The following is a 14,508-nucleotide window of genomic DNA, read 5'->3' on the forward strand; positions in this document are numbered from 1 at the left end:
TCGCCGCGCTTGCGATCGCCGCTAGGTCCATTGGCGGCGACCCGCGGCGCCCGGCTATCGCCGCGCTTGCGATCGCCGCTAGGTCCATTGGCGGCGACCCGCGGCGCCCGGCTATCGCCGCGCTTGCGATCGCCGCTAGGCACGGCGCGCGTCCTGGGCGGCCATCGAAAAGCTGTAGCGGATGTGCTCACCGTGCCCGTCCGGCACCACCGGGAACACGACCGGGTTCGACGTGTCGCGGATCGCCTCGATAGCGGCGTCCACATCCTCGATCGACCACGAGGGCCGATACACACCAGGCGCTTCGGCGACGACGGCCCTGGCTACCCGACCGGCCAACGCGATCAGCACTTCGCCTGTCACCGAACAGGACTGGTGCGCCAGCCAGCCCACCACCGGCGCCACCAGTTCAGGTTCCATCGGCGGATATGCCGACGTGTCGATGCCTTCGGCCATCCTCGTCACGGCCGCCGGCACGATCACGTTGCTCTTCACTCCCTCGGCCGCCCCCTCCAGAGCGGCGACGTGGGACAGCCCGATCACACCGGCTTTGGCGACCGCGTAGTTGGCCACCCCGTGATTTCCGTACAGCCCGCCGATGGACGACGTCAGGACGATGCGGCCGTAGCCCGCGGCGCACATCACCGGAAACGCAGGCCGCACAACATGAAAGGCCCCACGTAGATGGACGTCGAGCACCGCCTCGAAGTCTTCGTAGCTCATCTCTTTGAGCGATGCGCGGCGCACGATCCCGGCGTTGTGCACCAGGATGTCGAGGCGGCCATAGGTGTCGAGCGCCGCGTCGATGATCGCCTTGCCGCCGGCTGCGGTGGCCACGGAGTCGGTGTTGGCGACGGCGTGACCGCCGGCGGCGACGATCTCGCGCACCACCTGAGAGGCCGGAGCGCCGTCGCCACCGTCACCGGTCAGACCACCGCCGGGATCGTTGACGACGACCGCCGCCCCCCTGGCCGCGAGCAGTGTGGCGTAGCTGCGGCCCAACCCGCGCCCACCGCCGGTGACAACCGCCACCCTGCCGTCGAATCGCAAGTCAGCCACCTATTTACCGAGAACCAGGCCGGAGAGGTCGCCTTGGGCGCGCCATTGCGCGAGGAGTTCGTCGAAGACGTAGAAGCCCGGCATGTAGGGGTCCCCGATTGCCGAACGAATGCCTTCCCCACCCCCGCCGCCCTCGTTGTTGTAGTAGCCGGGTGTGCAGGAGATCGCGAATTCCGATGCGTCGATGGAGGTTTCGCGGATCGTCTGGACCCAGTCGTCCTGGGCTTGCTGGCTCGGTTCGACGGTCGCCGCACCGCGCGCTGTTGCCTCGGAGATGATGTAGGCGATGTGTTCGGCCTGTTGCTCGAGCATCGCGGTGGTGTTGCCGGCCACCCCGCCCTGGATGAAGCCGGTGAAGAACTGGTTGGGAAAGCCGCGGCTCGTCATGCCGTGCAGCGACTTGTATCCGTCGCGCCAGTGATCGAAGAGCGACAGGCCGCCGCGGCCCTCGATCGCGTCGAGCGCGTACCGCCGGCTGATGTCCGTGGTGATCTCGAAACCGCTGGCGAAGATCACGCAATCCACCTCGTACTCGACGCCGCCGGCGACGATCCCCTTCGGGGTAAGCCGTTCCACCCCTTTGGATTCCGACACGTCGACCAGCGTGACGTTCGGACGGTTGAAGGTCGGCAGGTATTCGTCGTTGGAGCAGGGACGCTTACACATGAAGCGGTAGTACGGCTTCAGGGCCTCGGCGGTCGCCGGATCCTCGACGACCTCCTCGACACGACGCCGCAGTCGCTCCATGACCTTGTAATCCTCTTCTTCGCGGAAGGTCATGATCTGCTCGATGCTCAGCGCGGTCGGATCCTCGGAAGCGGCGATTCGCGCGGTCAGGTTGCGCCCCAGCTCCGTCCAGAAGTCGCAGACCATGTCCGGTTCGTCGAACACCGCGCCCTCCCCCAGCGGCGACCAACGGTGGAAGTTGCGCTTGCGTTCTTCCTGCCAGCCCGGCTGCAGTGCTGCCGCCCACTGCGGGTCGGTGGGCACGTTGCCGCGCAGGTCCACCGACGAGGGGGTGCGCTGAAAGACGTACAGATGCTGCGCATCTCGGCCCAGGTGGGGTACCAGCTGGACCCCGGTCGCACCGGTGCCGACCAGCGCGACCCGCTTGTCGTGCAGCTTGTGCAGTCCGCCGTTGGCATCCCCACCGGTGTAGTCGTAATCCCAACGGGCGGAATGGAAGATGTGTCCCTGGAAGTCTTTGATTCCTGGGATGCCGGGCAGCTTCGGACGGTTGAACGAGCCCTGCGCCATGACCACGAACCGGGCCCGGATGTCGTCGCCGCGATTGGTGCTCAAGCGCCACCGCTTGATCGACTCGTCCCAGCGCGCCTCGCGCACCTGGGTCGAGAAGATCGCACCGTCGTAGAGACCGAAATGTTTTGCGATGCGCTGGCAGTGCTGGTAGATCTCGGCGCCGTCGGCGAACTTCTTGGACGGGATGTAGTTGAGTTCTTCCAGCATGGGGATGTAGCAGTAGGCGTCGTTGTCGCACTGGATGCCCGGGAAGCGGTTCCAGTACCAGACCCCGCCGAAGTCTCCGCCCATCTCGATGATGTGGACGTCGTCGACGCCCGCCTTCTTCAGGTAGGCGCCGGCCAGCAGGCCGGTGATGCCGCCACCGAGAACCGCGACTTCGATGTTCTCGTCGATCGGCGTTCGGGGCGTCACCGGGGTGTGCGGATCGACCTCCGAGAACTCCGAGAAGTCGCCCGCGAGTTCCAGGTACTGCTTGGACCCTTCCGGGCGAAGACGCTTGTCGCGCTCTATCCGGTACTTCTCTCGCAGCGCGTCGATGTCGATGTCGTCGGGGGTCCGCGTGGGTCCGCAGGTCTCGAATAGTGTCATTTGTCTCGAAGCTCCTGCGGTTCGCCGGTACCCATGTATTTCGCCAGTTGGTAGTGGAGGTTGACGGTGCTGCGTTCGCGGTACGGGTTGGGCTTGGTGCCCGGGAAGCCAAGGGATTTCATGCCCTGCTGTACCGCGGCCATGTTGGAGAAGTCCTGCGGCAGCACCGATCGCCACCTGGGGTCACCCACCGGGGTGTACTCCCACTCCGTCTGCGGCTCTTGACCTTTCGGGTACAGCTCGAAGACCGAGACCTCGAAGATGCATTTGTCGGGGTTGTAGCTGGGGTGCGGCCGCGCGCCGTAGCACAGCGCGCTGGTCAGGCCCTGCCCGATCTGGAAGTTCGGAAAGATCTGCCACGCGGTACCGGCCTGACCCAGGATGTCGGCCGGAATCGTCGGCCAGACCACGCCGCGCGCTTCGTCGTCTCGGCGTGCCGAGGCCAACCAGTGTTCGAGCACCTTGTCGGCCGGTGTCCCCTCGGGCAGTTCGTCCACCAGACGCTTGGCGGCTTTCACCAGCGTCTCGGTGGTGGTGGCGTTGGTCTCCTCCATCGTGTAGATCTGCATCTCCGCGGTCGACACACGCGGATCGGTGCCGATGCCGAGGCGGATCTTGGACTTGGTGGCCTCCATGTCCTTCGGAGCGTCATAGCCGATGTTGCTGTGCCGGCCCTGCGCCTTGGCCCAGCCCTTGAATTCGCCGAACTTGTTGAATTCCGGGTGCGTGGTGAAAACGTGGTAGGTCTCGTTGAACGCCTCGAGCGCGACCTTCCAATTGCAGTCGAAGGACAGCCATTTGCGCCATTTGCAGCGCATGTTCTCCAGGCCGAACGGGTCGAGGATCTTGGCGGCGGGAAACAGGTAATCGGCCAGCGGCTCGCAGTCGGGGTCCATGTTGATCCACAACCAACCGCCCCAGGTGTCGACTCGGACCGGGCGCAGTCGGGTGTTGTCGGAGGACAGCGTCCCCTGCCAGTCGTCTTGCTCGCGGATGTGGGTGCATGCCCCGTCCAGGCTGTAGGTCCAGCCGTGGAAGCCGCAGACGAACGACTTGCGGGCGCGCCCGCGGGCGTTCTTGGCGCCCTCGGGGGTGTCGATCAAGCGACGGCCGCGGTGCATGCAGACGTTGTGGTGCGCGTGAAACTCGTGCTCGCCGGTGCGCACCACGATGATCGAGTCGTCGAGAATGTCGTAGGTCAGGTAGCTGCCCACGTCGGGCAGTTCTTCGACCCGGCCGACCTGCTGCCAGACCTTCCGCCACAGCTTGTCGCGCTCGGCTCGGGCATAGTCCGCGCTGATGTATGCGTCGACACCGATGGTCATCGGGGTCGAGAGTTCCTCGGCCGCAGCAGAATTCACGTCTTTCGCGACATCGGTCATCACATCCTCCTAATCGACGCGCGGAAGGATTCGTCTTTGAGAAACAGCGACGTGTTGTCGGCACCCAGATGGTTCCATTTGAGGTTGAGCCCGCCGTCGACGAGCAGCGTCTGTCCGGTGATGTAGCCCGACAGCTCCGAGAGCAGGAAGAGGATGGCGCCGGCCTGCTCCTCGGGGCGGCCCCGCCTGCCCATGGCGATCGCCCGCTGATCCCGTTCGGGGTCCGCTTCGGTGTAGGTGCGCGAGGCCGCGGTCTCGGTGACCCCCGGCGCGACCGCATTGACCCGGATGCCCGACGGTGCGAGCTCGACAGCCATCGTGCGCGTCATGGCGACGACCGCGGCTTTCGCTGTGCCGTAGGCGATGTGGAAGGGAGCGCTGTTCATGCCGCTGATCGACGAGATCGACACGATCGATCCGGGTAGCTGCTGCGCAACGAGTTCGGCTGCGACGGCGCGGCTCATGAAGAACGCCGTTTCGAGATTGTCGGTGAAGATCTGGCGCCAGTCGCTGCGCGCGACCCGGGTGGACGGCATCCACGTCGATGGCGCGGCGCCGCCGGCGACGTTGACCAGACCGTAGAGGCTGCCGTCGGTACGCCGCACCTGCTCCATGATCGACTCGATGCCTTCGTCGGTGGACGCGTCGGCCGCGACAGGGATGACCGCGAGACCTTCGCGCGCCAGCGGTGCGACGTGCTCGTCGAGGTTTTGCTGCGATCGGCTGACCGCGATCACGGTGGCGCCCGCACGGGCCGTCATCGCGGTCACCGTGGTGCCGATACCGCCGCCGCCGGCGCCGGAAACTACCACGATGCGACCGTCGAGTCTGAGGAAGTCCTCCATACCTGCTTCCGTTGCTGCGGCCGGGCGAAAGTCGCTGCCGCCATTTTGTCCGGACAAAATATGGCATTCTGTCTATACGAGAACACTATTCCGATCGTGAGACGGGCCTGTCAAGATGAGGGCAGCTGCTTACGCAGCTATTGTCTGGACTAGCTGCATCTTGATAACGTCCCGACGACGCACGTGTTTCGAAGCGGAAGGATCCGAGCGGGACCATGGCTCTGATGGCGCAGCCCTCGCGGTACGCACTGGCGCACCCGGTCGAAGTCGCCGAGGGCTGGCGACTCGAACGGGTCACCCCGCCGAGTCGTCTATTCGGCGCCAACGGTCTGCGAACCGGCCCGGACGGCCGCATCTACATCGCGCAGGTGACCGGCAGTCAGATCAGCGCATTGGATCACCGCACCGGACTGGTGACAACGGTCAGCGCCAAGGGTGGCGACATCATCGCGCCCGACGACGTCGCGTTCGACACCAACGGGAACCTCTATGCGACCGAGGTGATGGACGGTCGGGTGAGCATGCTCGATCCCGCCGGGGGAACTCGTCTGCTGCGCGACGATCTTCCGTCGGCCAACGGCATCACCGTCTATCAGGACCGGTTGTTCATCAACGAGTGCCGGGAAGGTGGCCGGCTGCTGGAACTGGATCTCAACGGCGGCCCGCCCCGGTTGCTGTTGGAGAACCTGCCGATGCCCAACGCGATGGAGGTCGGTCCGGACGGACTGCTGTACTTCCCGGTGATGGGCGCCAACGAGATCTGGCGCGTCGATCCGGAGGGCGGCGAAGCCCAGGTCGTCGCAGGCGATCTCGGGGTACCCGACTCGGTCAAGTTCGACGCGCAGGGCTTCATCGTCTCGACCCAGGTGGCCAGTGGACAGGTGCTGCGCATCGATCCGCGCAGCGGCGCCAAACAGGTGCTGGCCCAACTCAATCCGGGCCTGGACAACTGCACCTTCGTCGACGACAAGCTGCTCGTGTCCAACTTCACCGGCGAGATCACCGAGCTGTCCCCGGACGGTGGGATGCGGATGGTGTTGCCGGGTGGCCTGAACTGGCCGCTGGATCTGACCGTCGGCCACGATGGGCGGCTCTACATCGCCGACGGCACGTACTTCTACGCCGCTGAGCCCGGCGGCTCCCTGCAGACCGTGGCGATGCTGTTCAGTCCCGGCTATCCGGGATTCCTGCGCGGCGTCGACGTCAGCGGACCCGGTGAGTTCATCGTGACCACCTCCATCGGACAGGTCACCCGCTACCGACCGGCCGCGAACGAAAGCGAAGTACTGGCCGAGGGTTTCGACCAACTCTATGGTGTCGCGGTCGTGCCGGGCGGGGTGATCGTTGCCGAGTTCGGCACCGGGCGGGTGCTGTCCGTGCGGTCGGGACACACAGAGGTGCTCGCGACCGGGCTGCGCGAACCGATCGGGGTCGCAATCGACGCCGACGGAGCGTGTCTGACCGCGGAGGCCGGCGCCGGGCAAGTGGTGAAAGTCGGTGGCCTGAATGCCGAGGCCGTCGTCACCAATCTGCAACGCCCGGAAGGCATTCTGGTGCGCGACGGTGTGTTGTACATCGTCGACTCCGGAGCCAAGCAGTTGATCTCCTACGATCTGCAGACCAATGCGCGGCGCACCCTGGTGTCCGGCCTGCCGGTCGGACCTGCGCCGGGTGTGGTCGCCAAACCGTTGAAGGGCATGCCGCCGTTCTCCGGACCCCAGGGACCCTTCGCCGGCATCGCGGCCGCGCCCGACGGCACGTTGTTCATCTCGGCCGACGCCGACGGCAGCGTACTGGCCCTGCGCCCGTCACCGGACGGGCCGTGATGTCCCAGGCCATCTCGAACGATCACCGTTATCTGCAGATCGCGCGCACCCTGCGCAAGGAGATCGTCGACGGCGTGTATCCGGTGGGCTCGCAACTGCCGACCGAGCAGCAGTTGTGCGAGCGATTCGCCGTCAGCCGCTACACAGTGCGCGAAGCGCTGCGGCGGCTGCGTGAAGACAACCTCGTCGCGTCGCGGCCACGCGCGGGCACCCGCGTGGTACCCCGGGCGACGGCGAGTTCCTATGCGCAGGACGTGATGTCGATCGACGACCTGCTCGCCTTCGCCTCCGGGGCGCAGCTCACCATCGAGTCCAACGCGATGGTGACAATCGACGGCGAGCTTGCCGGCCGCACCGGACTCGACGTCGGCACGCAGTGGCTGTCGGTGCGGGGCTACCGGCAGGCCGACGACGCGTCGGTGCCGCTGTGCCGGGCGGAGTACTACATCAACCGGGCATTCGCCGCGGTCGGCAGGCTCCTGCAACGGCACACCGGCCCGGTGTTCCCGTTGATCGAGGACTTGTTCGGCGTCAGTATCGCCGAGTTGCAGCAGGAGATCGCCGCCGTGCTGCTGCCACCCGAGGAAGCCGGCCCGCTCGGCGTCGAGACGGGAACGGCGGCGCTGCAGATGCGGCGCACGTACAAAACCTCGGACGGCGAGATCGCGCAGGTGACCGTCAACACGCACCTGTCGTCGAGCTTTCGGTACGCGATCACCATGCGCCGCGTGACTGGATACGCCGGTTGAGGTGACGGTCCGGGCGCATCAGGACCCGGCCCGCGCGGCGGAGGCATACCGGCGCGGGTTGTGGGTGCATACCACGCTGGCGGACTCGATCCGCGCTGCCGCGGCCAGCTCTCCCCAGCGAATAGTATTGGTGGACAACGATGTCCGACTGGACTGCGCGACGCTCTACGACCAGGCGACCACCCTGGCGGGCGCACTGCTGTCCCGCCTGCCGACCGGCAGCGTGGTGTCGTTCATGTTGCCGAACTGGCACGAGGCCGCCGTGGTGTATTTGGCCGCGACGCTGGCCGGGATGGTGGTCAACCCGATCCTGCCGTCGCTGCGGGATCACGATCTGCGGGTGATCCTCGAAGACGTCGGGGCTGGGATGATCTTCGTCCCGGGGCAATTCGGCGGTCACGACTACGCGGGGATGCTCGACCGGGTGGCGGCCGCGATGAGCTCGCCCCCCGAGGTGGTGGTGGTGCGTGGGGATTCCGGCTCGCACACACCGTTTTCGGCGTTGCTGCAGCTAAGCGATCCCGAACCGGAGCCGCTACCGGAGCTGAACCCCGACGCCGTGCGCCTGGTGCTGTACACATCAGGTACCACGGGACGCCCCAAAGGTGTTCTGCACAGCCACAACTCGATCCATGCACTGATCCGCCAGATCCGCGAGGCCTGGGCCGTCGAGCCGGGCGACACCTTTTTGGTGCCGTCCCCGGTCGCCCACATCGGCGGCTCGATCTACGCGGTCGAGTGCCCGCTGCTGCTGGGCACCACCGCGGTACTGATGGACAAGTGGGATCCGGCAACGGCGTTGGCGCTGATGGACGGTGAGCGGTGCACTCACATGGCCGGGGCGACACCTTTTCTGCAGCAACTTCTGGCGGCCGCCGACAGTACCGGCAACCGCCTGCCCCATTTGCGGGTGTTCATCTGCGGGGGTGCCGCGGTGTCACCGACGCTGATCCGCCGTGCCGCCGCTCATTTCGAGCGGGCGGTGATCACCCGGGTCTACGGTTGCACCGAGGTGCCCGTCGCGACCGTCGGCGCACCGCGCCCCGACGAAGCGGGGTACGCCGCAGACACCGACGGACGACCCGGCATCGCCGAGATCACGCTCGCCGCCCACCCCGCCGCGCCAGCAGGCGAAGGGGAGATCTGTCTGCGCGGTCCGCAGATGCTGGTCGGTTACCGGCATCCGGAGGACGACCGCGACTGCTTCGACGCCGCCGGGTTTTTCCGCTCCGGTGATCTGGGCCGTTGGGTCGAGGACCGGTACCTCGTCGTGACCGGTCGGGCCAAGGACATCATCGTGCGCAATGGCGAGAACATTTCGGCCAAAGAAGTCGAAGACTGGCTCGTCGGCCACGACGGCATCGCCGAAATCGCGGTCGTCGGGGTTCCCGACCAGCGCACCGGGGAACGGGCGTGCGCGGTGATCGTGCCAGCCGGCCCGCAGCCACCGGACGTCGCAAGTCTGAGGTCGATGCTCGAACGGATGGGTGTCGCGAAATTCAAAGCGCCAGAACAGGTCTTCATCTGGGATGCGTTGCCCAAAAACGATGCGGGGAAAGTTCTCAAGCATCAGATCAGAGCGGTGCTGGTGCAGAAGGATGGCTGAGATGCAGGTCGCAATCGTCACGGGAGCAAGCAGTGGCATTGGTTTCGGGTGCGCGACGAAACTCGCCGAGATGGGAATGGCGGTCCTGGGCACCGGGCGCAGCGACGAGCGGTTGGCGGAGCTGGAGGACGCCATCGACGATCCGCACCGGGTCGCGACGCTGGCTGTCGATCTGACCGACGACGACGCACCGCGGCGCATCGTGGAACGTGCGGTAGATCGGTGGGGCCGCATCGATTTCCTGGTCAACAACGCCGGGGTGGGCAGTCCCAAGCCACTACACGAAACCGACGACGAAACGCTGGACTATTTCCTGGATCTGATGCTGCGTGCCCCGTTCCGGTTGGCCCGCGACGTGCTGCCCCACATGCGGGCCGGAGCGGCGATCATCAACGTCACGTCGACTTTCGCTGTCATCGGCGGTCTCCGCGGCGGCGCGTACTCCGCTGCCAAAGGCGGACTGACCGCGCTGACCACCCACATCGCCTGTCAATACGGGGCGTCAGGCATTCGTTGCAACGCGGTCGCGCCGGGGGTGGCGGTGACGCCGATGACCGAAAAGCGTTTGGAAGACCCGCGATTCCGCAAGATCAACACCGAGATGACGCCCCATCAGCGGCTGGGCAGCATCGACGACATCGCCAGCACCGTCGCGTTCCTGTGCTCACCGGGTGGGAGTTTCATCAACGGGCAGACGATAGTCGTAGACGGCGGCTGGAGCGCGACGAAGTACCTCTCCGAATTCGCGCTGACATCGGAATGGGTCGCCCGCTGACTCACAGGTCGCCAAACTCGATGATGCCGCGGATGTTCCGGCCGTCGCGCAGGTCCTCGAAGGCTTCGTTGATGTCGTCGAGCCGGTATTGGCGGGTGACCAACTCGTCGAGTTTCAGGGTCCCGGCGCGATACATCGACAGCAGCTTCGGCACGCTGGTGCGTGGATTCATCCCGCCGTAGAGCACCCCTTTGAGCTGTTTGGCCGACAGCACCATCTCCTGCAACACCAGCGGCACCAAGGGTTCGCTGTACGGGGTGATGCCGGTGACCACGCACGTACCGCCCTTGCGCAGCAGCCGCATCGCCAACGGGATCAGGTCCACATGCACCACGCCGGCTGTCACGATGACGCGGTCTGCCATCACCCCGGCGGTGAGGGCTTCGGTGAGTGGGATCGCCTCCTCGCAGCTGGCGACGGTATGCGTGGCGCCGAAGATCTTGGCCGAATCCCGCTTGGTGTCAACGGGATCGACTCCGACGATATAAGTTGCCCCCGCGGCGCGCGCACCCTGCAGCGAGTTCATCCCGACACCGCCGGTGCCGATGACGACAACGGTGTCGCCCGGCTCGGTCCCCGCCGACACCGTCGCCGAACCCCAGCCGGTGCTGACGCCGCACGACACCAGCGAGGCGGCGTGAAAGGGAATCGCGTCGTCGATCTTGATGACGGACCGTTCCGACAGCACCGCGTATTCGGCGAACGTGCCGAGTTGGCCGTAAGCCAACAGCTTTTCGCCGTCGAGGTGACGACGACAGGTTCCGTCGGTGGGCATCTCTTTAGCGAACAGGCTGGCGCCGGCGTCGCAGATGTAGCTCTGGCCGTTGACGCAGAATCGGCAGTTCCCGCATGCGGGGATGAAAGACATCGCCACCCGGTCCCCGGGCTGCACCGTCGTCACGCCGGGACCGACCTCTTCGACGACGCCGGCGCCTTCGTGACCACCCAACAGCGGAAACCAGTCCGGCGCGACCATTCCGCTCGCGGCCAGCACTTCCGGCGTCGGCACCACATCACCAGTGATCAGGTGGTCATCGGAATGGCAGACACCCGCGACGGCCATCCGCACCAGGACCTCACCGGTGCGCGGCGCGCCGAGATCGATTTCGACGATCTCCCAACGCTCACCGACCCCCCGCAGCACAGCGGCACGACATTTCATTGCATCCTCCGTGGTGACGTGAGGCTCAACCTACGCGCCGGTGCGCACACCCGACACAATGGCCCAATGCTGGCATCGGGTCTCCGCCAATCCCTGTTGATCGCTGCGCTGCTTCTCGCTTTGACGGGTTGCGCCGGCAAACCTGCGGGCAGCCGGCCCGCGCCGCTCGCCCCGGGTGACATCGCCGGTCCGGTAGAGATCGGCAACGGACGGCACCTTTATCTGGAGTGCCGCGGCCAGGGCGCCCCGACGGTCATTCTGGAATCCGGTTACCACAACTCGTCGGATCCGTGGAGCAAGTCCGACGCGACCGCTCCGGCGACCGGTCCCGCGGTGCTGTCCACGATTGCCCGTGAACATCGTGTCTGTGCCTACGACCGGCCCGGTACGTTGCGCTTCTCCGATCCGCCCGTCGTCGTCGACAGCAGCTCACCTGTGCCCATGCCGCGCACCGCACGCGACGTGGTCACCGACCTGCACACGCTGCTCGACGCCGCGCACGTGCCGGGCCCGTACGTGCTTGCCGGGCACTCGCTGGGCGGCCTGTTCGCGCGGTTGTATGCCCAGACCTACCCGGACCAGGTGCGCGCGATGGTGTTCGTCGACGCGTTCGGCATCGAAATCCCCGACCTGATGGGACCCGACTGGCCCGACTATCGGCGCGAACTGGACGCACCGCCCGCGCAGATCGGGGACCCGAAGTGGTTCGAGGAGATCGACATCGACGCCAGTGTCGCCCAAGTCGCCGCGGCAGCACCGTTCCCGGCCATCCCCACCGTCGTCCTGACCCGGACCGAACCGTTCCTGATCCCGCCGGACCTGCCGGCCGACAAAGCCGCCAAGCTCGAACAGGCCTGGCGCGACGCCACCGCCAAACTCGTCGGTCTGCGGCCGCAGACACCCCACGTGCAGGCCACCGGCAGTGACCATTTCGTCCAGATCCACCAACCCGACCTCGTCGCGGCCGCCGTCGAGCTGGTGATTCAGCGGTCCGGCACCAACCGCTGAGCGGCGGCATGCGTGCCTGCGCGCCGGCCGCCGAACACGCAGTCGGCCAGCGACAGTCCGCTGACGTAGGAGTTGGAGCAGATCCCGGTCGCGGTGCGTCCCGCGCTGTACAGGCCGGGAATCGGTGCGCCCGATCCGTCGAGCACCGCTTTGGTGGCTTCATCCACCCGGATACCGCCAAGGGTCAGCATCGGGGTCGGATTGAACAGATTCGGCCGGATCGAAATGTTCAGCAGGGTGTACGGGGGCGTGCTGATGCGGCGCACGAAATCGCTTGGCTTCCCGACCGGATCCGGGTCACCGGCATCGAACGCCTGGTTGTGCGCATCGACGGTGGCTGTCAGTCCGTCGGGGTCGATGCCGGCGCGTTCGGCGACCTCGCGCAGTGAAGCGCCTTTGGACGACGAGAGCAGCATCTGCGCGGCCGATTGCCCGCGCTGAAACCACAACGGTTGCGAAATCATCTGCCGTCGTGCTTCTTTCATCAGATCAGCGTCGGCCAGGATCCAGCCCTTGCCGTCGTGGTGTCGCACCATGGCGTGTCCGACCGCCGCGCCGTAGCGGGTCTCGTCGATGATGCGCCGGCCCTGCTCGTCGACGATGATCGCGCTGATGAAAGCGCTTGGCGGCGTGATGAATCGCCACGCCGAGACATTGTCCATCCGCTCGGTGACGGCGCCGACGCTCTGCGCCAGCGCGATACCGCTGCCGTCGTCACCGCTGGTGCCGAGCTGCAGACCCCCGGCGTATTGCGGCGCGTACCGCTGGATCCACTCGTTGTTCGCCATATAGCCGCCGGCACAGAGGATTACGCCGCGTCGCGCTTCGATCTGTATCGGGCGTGCGTACCGGCGCTCGAGACCTCGCAGCCGTCGTTCCATCTGAGTGCGCAGCGGTGGGTAGTAGATACCGGGTTTGGTCGACAGCGCGGCCAACCGGGAGTACACCTGCCGGATGCGGGGCGGCGCATCGCGCATCGTCATGGCACGTATCCCGGTCACCCGGGCGGCCGAGTCCTGCACCAAATCCGTGACGATGGTGTGCGGATGGAATTGAACACCTAGGGCCAGTGCGGATCTCGCCAGCGGCGCATACAGCTCCTTGCCGGAGGTGCCTTTGCCCTTCACCCGGTGTCCCCGCTGGACGGGCGGGGTGCGGCTGCGGAAGGCGCCGGCGTTCTCACTGCCGGAGTGGTACAGGTAGTAGCGGTTGTTCGGGTACGACGTCTTGTAGGGGCACAACGTTGAGTCGAACGGCACGCCGCGTTCGCTGAGCCAGCGGATCATCTCCGGGCTGCCCGCCACGAAGGACTCCAAGGTTTCGGGACTGACGGCATCGCCGACCTCGAGGCGAAGGTAGGCCAGCATCTGCTCGGCGGTGTCCTCGACGCCGGCCTCTTGCTGAACCCAGGTACCGCCGCCGGCGTAGATGATTCCACCCGAAATCGCGGTCGAGCCACCGCCATTGGCGCGATCGACGGCGACGACGTCGGCGCCTTCTTCCCGCGCGGCGATCGCCGCGCACGTTCCGGCCGCCCCGAAGCCGACCACCACGACGTCGGCGGATTCGGACCAGTGCCCCTCATCCCTCATGATGGTTCCACCGAAAACCGAAGGGCCGCCGCGGGATTGGGGCCGATCGGATCATGGGTGCCGACGTTGGTCCTGGTGACGTTGACGGCGCCGTCACCTTTGCCGACGGTGAAGTCCTGGTGCGCGTCGAGCTGCAACTCGAGTTGATAGTTGACGATCTGCCCGGCCTTGAGGTCGAACGGCGGCACCAGCGTCTGCAGCAGGAAGTCCATTCCGCCTGCCTGCCGGTTGTAGGGAGCGACGACCCACTTGTTTGTGTTCGGGTCGAGCATGCGCAACGACCCGAGCGGCATCATGTGTTCCTCGGGTGAGCCGCAGCCGCAGTGACCCAGGGACACCACCAATCCGATCTGGCTCATGTCGGCCGGGGTGGTGTTGAGCAGCGCGACGTTGAAGGACAGCGGCCGCCCGCCCGGTCTGATGGTCGTGTCGCCTTGCGGAGCAAGGGTGATGGACAGGCCGTCGGCCGTTCCGTGGCGCCTTGGCCCTTCGGGTGCGGACGTCGTGGGCGTGGTGGTTGCCGGTCGATTCGACGGGGCCGACGCGCTGGTGCTGGTAGCAGCAGGTCGGCTCGAAGTCGAGCACCCGGCGACGGGCACAATCAGTGCGGTGAGCAGGGCCGCCATCACGGCCAAGCGACTTGTCATCGCGTA

General features: G+C 66.3%; 12 protein-coding genes. 5 read left to right on the forward strand and 7 right to left on the reverse strand.

The features are described from left to right. Nucleotides 1-135 precede the first annotated feature (135 nt). The 4 genes from AC5Y47_RS09890 to AC5Y47_RS09905 are packed head-to-tail and all read right to left on the reverse strand — an operon-like array spanning nt 136 to nt 5,137. On the reverse strand, nt 136-1,059 hold the full coding sequence (locus tag AC5Y47_RS09890; protein WP_499943772.1) for an SDR family NAD(P)-dependent oxidoreductase: 924 nt from the start codon (nt 1,057-1,059) through the stop codon (nt 136-138). Then, nucleotides 1,060-2,910 carry a flavin-containing monooxygenase gene (locus AC5Y47_RS09895; protein WP_499943773.1) on the reverse strand — a complete coding sequence of 617 codons (1,851 nt, stop codon included), beginning with the start codon at nt 2,908-2,910 and terminating at the stop codon, nt 1,060-1,062. Continuing rightward, a complete protein-coding gene (locus tag AC5Y47_RS09900) occupies nt 2,907-4,292 on the reverse strand; it encodes an aromatic ring-hydroxylating oxygenase subunit alpha (RefSeq protein WP_499943774.1) in 1,386 nt (461 codons plus the stop codon). Before AC5Y47_RS09900 ends, AC5Y47_RS09895 begins: the two co-directional genes overlap by 4 nt. Next, the gene (locus AC5Y47_RS09905) at nt 4,292-5,137 is read right to left on the reverse strand and encodes an SDR family NAD(P)-dependent oxidoreductase (protein WP_499943775.1); all 846 of its coding nucleotides are present in this window, start codon (nt 5,135-5,137) and stop codon (nt 4,292-4,294) included. The genes AC5Y47_RS09900 and AC5Y47_RS09905 overlap by 1 nt, the downstream gene beginning before the upstream one ends. Nucleotides 5,138-5,352: 215 nt before the next feature. On the opposite strand from AC5Y47_RS09905, the gene AC5Y47_RS09910 reads away from it, so the two are divergent. From AC5Y47_RS09910 to AC5Y47_RS09925, 4 genes are read left to right on the forward strand one after another with little or no spacing between them, the layout of a single operon-like run. Beyond that, on the forward strand, nt 5,353-6,963 hold the full coding sequence (locus AC5Y47_RS09910; RefSeq protein ID WP_499943776.1) for an SMP-30/gluconolactonase/LRE family protein: 1,611 nt from the start codon (nt 5,353-5,355) through the stop codon (nt 6,961-6,963). Beyond that, nucleotides 6,963-7,712 carry a GntR family transcriptional regulator gene (locus AC5Y47_RS09915; RefSeq protein ID WP_499943777.1) on the forward strand — a complete coding sequence of 250 codons (750 nt, stop codon included), beginning with the start codon at nt 6,963-6,965 and terminating at the stop codon, nt 7,710-7,712. The genes AC5Y47_RS09910 and AC5Y47_RS09915 overlap by 1 nt, the downstream gene beginning before the upstream one ends. Nucleotide 7,713: 1 nt before the next feature. Continuing rightward, the gene (locus AC5Y47_RS09920) at nt 7,714-9,318 is read left to right on the forward strand and encodes an AMP-binding protein (RefSeq protein WP_499943778.1); all 1,605 of its coding nucleotides are present in this window, start codon (nt 7,714-7,716) and stop codon (nt 9,316-9,318) included. Beyond that, nucleotides 9,311-10,093: an SDR family NAD(P)-dependent oxidoreductase gene (locus tag AC5Y47_RS09925; protein WP_499943779.1), complete on the forward strand. Its 783-nt coding sequence runs from the start codon at nt 9,311-9,313 to the stop codon at nt 10,091-10,093. Before AC5Y47_RS09920 ends, AC5Y47_RS09925 begins: the two co-directional genes overlap by 8 nt. 1 nt (nt 10,094) lies before the next feature. On the opposite strand, the gene AC5Y47_RS09930 is transcribed toward AC5Y47_RS09925, so the two are convergent. Continuing rightward, nucleotides 10,095-11,255 carry an NDMA-dependent alcohol dehydrogenase gene (locus AC5Y47_RS09930; protein ID WP_499943780.1) on the reverse strand — a complete coding sequence of 387 codons (1,161 nt, stop codon included), beginning with the start codon at nt 11,253-11,255 and terminating at the stop codon, nt 10,095-10,097. Between the two features lie 66 nt (nt 11,256-11,321). On the opposite strand from AC5Y47_RS09930, the gene AC5Y47_RS09935 reads away from it, so the two are divergent. Further along, on the forward strand, nt 11,322-12,263 hold the full coding sequence (locus tag AC5Y47_RS09935) for an alpha/beta fold hydrolase (protein WP_499943781.1): 942 nt from the start codon (nt 11,322-11,324) through the stop codon (nt 12,261-12,263). On the opposite strand, the gene AC5Y47_RS09940 is transcribed toward AC5Y47_RS09935, so the two are convergent. Both AC5Y47_RS09940 and AC5Y47_RS09945 read right to left on the reverse strand, forming a co-directional pair. Further along, complete coding sequence (locus AC5Y47_RS09940) at nt 12,239-13,855, reverse strand: FAD-binding protein (protein WP_499943782.1); 1,617 nt, start codon at nt 13,853-13,855, stop codon at nt 12,239-12,241. The genes AC5Y47_RS09935 and AC5Y47_RS09940 overlap by 25 nt on opposite strands. Further along, a complete protein-coding gene (locus AC5Y47_RS09945; RefSeq protein WP_499943783.1) occupies nt 13,852-14,502 on the reverse strand; it encodes a hypothetical protein in 651 nt (216 codons plus the stop codon). The genes AC5Y47_RS09940 and AC5Y47_RS09945 overlap by 4 nt, the downstream gene beginning before the upstream one ends. Between the last annotated feature and the right edge of the window lie 6 nt (nt 14,503-14,508).

The organism is Mycobacterium sp. NGS22 (assembly GCF_059813095.1).